General features: G+C 48.6%; 4 protein-coding genes. All 4 read right to left on the reverse strand.

Features of this window, described 5'->3' with window-relative positions:
- Nucleotides 1-765: type VI immunity family protein (locus Phpb_RS11800; RefSeq protein ID WP_240492534.1), on the reverse strand; the 765-nt coding region annotated here is incomplete at its 3' end.
- Nucleotides 766-779: 14 nt separating this feature from the next.
- Nucleotides 780-2,141 (reverse strand): VRR-NUC domain-containing protein, encoded by a 1,362-nt coding sequence (locus Phpb_RS11805; protein WP_065390507.1) that lies wholly within the window; start codon nucleotides 2,139-2,141, stop codon nucleotides 780-782.
- Between the two features lie 2 nt (nucleotides 2,142-2,143).
- Nucleotides 2,144-2,794: a bacteriophage T4 gp5 trimerization domain-containing protein gene (locus Phpb_RS26840; RefSeq protein WP_240492535.1), complete on the reverse strand. Its 651-nt coding sequence runs from the start codon at nucleotides 2,792-2,794 to the stop codon at nucleotides 2,144-2,146.
- Nucleotides 2,769-3,232 (reverse strand): contractile injection system protein, VgrG/Pvc8 family (locus tag Phpb_RS26845; protein ID WP_276204273.1); only part of this gene is annotated, 464 nt, incomplete at its 5' end. The genes Phpb_RS26845 and Phpb_RS26840, both read right to left, overlap by 26 nt.

Raw genomic sequence — 3,232 nt, forward strand, 5'->3', positions numbered from 1 at the left:
ACCATTGGAATAAGAAGTCATCACCACATCCCGGTAGGGGCGCAGCACCTGACGTATCCAGTATTCCCCACCCAGTCGGTTTACAAATCGTTTGGACAGCAGGGTGATCCAGTTAATGCCACGGATGGAGTGTCCATACTGTAATTTAGCTGTGAACACTGCGGAGTTAACTTGCAGGGCAGGGTAACGTTGCGCCAGTTGATACTCTAAAGGAAAGTAGTCATAGAAGTCGTTGGGTAAGGCCAGACTGTAGCCACAGTCACCACTGTCCGGTTCGAGTTGTTCACACAGAAACTCCAGCCAGGCCATAAAGCGGGGCATACCCTCCTGTTCTTTCAAATAATCCCAAGGCAGTGTCAGGCTTAGGTAAGAACTGCCGTTATCACCGCTTATTTCCCGAGAATCCAAGTAACGCATCAGATAATTAGGTGCTTCATCTTCATTTTTGGCATCACTGACCACCCAACCAGAAAACTGGTTTTTTTTCTGATTAAGAATGCCTTCTTCCACTTTGGCAATATTTTCTGGGGAATATTTTTTTATCCCTTCCAGCTCATGACGATGAAAACGCAGGTGAGTGCCAAACTCTTCGCGAAAGCGGCGGTAACAGGCCAGAATGCGCTGTTTTTTCTCCTGAGTATAGCCCTGTTTAAAAAACAGGATAATCGAGAGACCCAGGCGGGAAACAGTCAGTTCATCAGCATTGCTAAAAAGAAAAGAGGTCAGTTGTGATCTCAACTGGGTAAAATAATCTAAAGTATCCATATTCTCTCCGTTAATTATGAAGCGGTGGCGAATGTCACACTCGCCAATATTGCCAGAATAGCGGCTAACGCAGCGGCGCTTACCGCAGCAGCGGCAGCTAAAATTTCCACCAGTGCAATCAGGGCGGCAGCGACAGCCAAGGTGACAAGGATAACAACGGCAACACCGGCAATAATCACCACCATTTCCAGCATGCCTTCCCCCACCTCTTTCAATATCTGCATCCAGCTAATGTTTTTTAGCTCTTCCAGGGTGATATCTGAACCCTGCTGCACCGTCTGCCAGCAGGCTTTTATCTCACTTTCAGTCCAGGTCACGATTTTCCCCGTTTGTTCATTAACCCAGGAAAACGCGTAGCTGACCTGATGGCTTATCGGGTCAATAATTTCTTCACACACCCACTTGCCGGCTTGATTTAACCAGGCACCAAACTGGGCAAGCAGCTCCCGGGTACTGTCGCGGACATAATTCAACCCGTTTTCAGCCAGACCCGCCACCTCCTGCCCGAGGATAACCCAGTCTTCATAACTGGGTAAAAACGACCAGCGGGAAGTGCTAAGAAGCGGTGGATTTTTTGTCAGAGGTTGCGGAATGGTCCCCGGCACGCCCTCTTCGGGAGGCGTAGGGGGAGGTAAAGTGTCATCGTCAGGCGGTGAACCGGGTGGTAGCGGGGCCAGCGGTATCGGATTTTTATAGTGTTGGGAACTGGGCTGATAATGTTTTCGCCACGCTTCATCATACTGTTTTTGCTCTTCTGTACGGTTATCCGTGACACGCATCACCCCAAAGCGTTTTTCGGTCGCAATCTGAATGTAATCAATTTGTTGTCCCTGAGTTAAGTCATCTCCCGGAAATTTCACCTCAATCAACATCTTTAGGTTATCAGGGTGCATGGAACCATCAAAGTAGGTAGCATTTCTGCCCGGCCACCGGAGAGCCTCATCTTTAACCAGAATAATATCGGGGCGCCGAATACCAACAATTCCAAATTTCTCCATATCGGCGTCAGAAGGCCGGGCAAATGGATTACTGGATTGCGGTAAATTATCACCATAACGCTGCTTAGAGATTTGACTGGTTGCCAGTATAGGTAGGGGCACAGCCTCCTCTCTGATAGCAAACACCACTTCCGCTTTATAGGGCCACAGAAAATCGTGTTTATACTCTTCCACTTTGATTAATCCGCTCATGACAACCTGTTTAAGAAAGCGAATAGTGCCCTGCTTAGTGAAAATTATTGCGGGAAGCCGCTGGGCATATTCGGCTTTTCTCGCCAGATAACAGGGATCTTCATCGGCGGGAAAGATCCCTATTGCCATCGTGCAGTTAATTGAGGTCACGGCCGGGCACATCTTGCCGTTGTTGGATATTGCCATACTTATTTCTCCGTAAATTCCATCACATGCTCTACCGGTGTGTTATCACTGGCCTGATATAAGGTTTTCTTTAGTTTCAGTGGGATTTCTGGTGAACTCAGTTGCAGATTTTCTTCCGCCTCACTCCGTACAGTCATCGTTCTGCCCAGTGCATCGGTTTTACCCGGGATGACCTGACCCTCGCCGGTGGTGATGGTGTAGGGGACATTCACCAACGGCTTATCGCTTTGCTCACTCAGTAGGGTATAGCGGGCTGAATAATCAAACAGTGCGCCGGCGGATTTCTTGCCGGTAATATGGTCGGTCATGGTGATGCTGACCCCTTCGATACGAATATTCCCCATCGGGTCAATGACTATCTGTCCGCCCGCGTTCCCAATGATGATTTGCCCGCTTTCCGAGTGCATTGTGATATGTTTACCCACGGTAATTTGCTGGTTATCTTCGATGTTTAATTGATGGCTTTTACCAACAGAAACGGTTTGCTGGCCTTTAATGGTCACCGTTTGATTTTGACCGACTTCAAGCGTCTGGCAGCCCTGCACGGCTTCATCATCATCGTTTTTAATTATCGCCGTGCGGTTATGCGCCACTTCTGTTTGCTGGTCATGGCCTATCTGCATGGTTTTATCCCGGATAATCTGCATTTTCATATCCCGCTGAGTATGAATAAACACTTCCCCGCTTCGCCAGCCGGCACCAGAAATCATAGGCGGATTCGCGTTTTTTCGTGGTGTATTCCCGTTCGGCATGGCGTTTATAGAGCGTATCGCAGGTAAATAAAATACGATGCTCTTTCAGCAGGATCGCTAAGATTTCCGGTACGGACTGTCGATGGAAAATACGGCTGTCCTGATTGAGCGTCATCAGCCACATTGTGGGGCGGACAGTGAAAATATAAACAGTGCGACGGCCATCGGTATTATCTTGTTCAACCCCGGTTATCAACCCATTAATGGTCCGTTCGGTGACGCCATTGCGGGTAATGGTCAGTGACGCGCTGTCCCCCAGCAGTTCATTCAGGGGAATGTCATCACGTGAGCTCACCACCTTTAACGTCAGGCGATAAAGCTGTGACAGCTCTTCCTGTA

Origin of the sequence: Photorhabdus namnaonensis (assembly GCF_001684335.1) — a bacterium.
Classification (GTDB): Bacteria; Pseudomonadota; Gammaproteobacteria; order Enterobacterales; family Enterobacteriaceae; genus Photorhabdus; species Photorhabdus namnaonensis.

What these genes read in the sequence shown, in the direction of transcription:
- Phpb_RS11805 (WP_065390507.1), bottom strand. Translation starts at nt 2,141, where the DNA reads ATGGCAATATCCAACAACGGCAAGATGTGCCCGGCCGTGACCTCAATT.
- Phpb_RS26840 (WP_240492535.1), bottom strand. Translation starts at nt 2,794, where the DNA reads ATGAAAATGCAGATTATCCGGGATAAAACCATGCAGATAGGCCATGAC.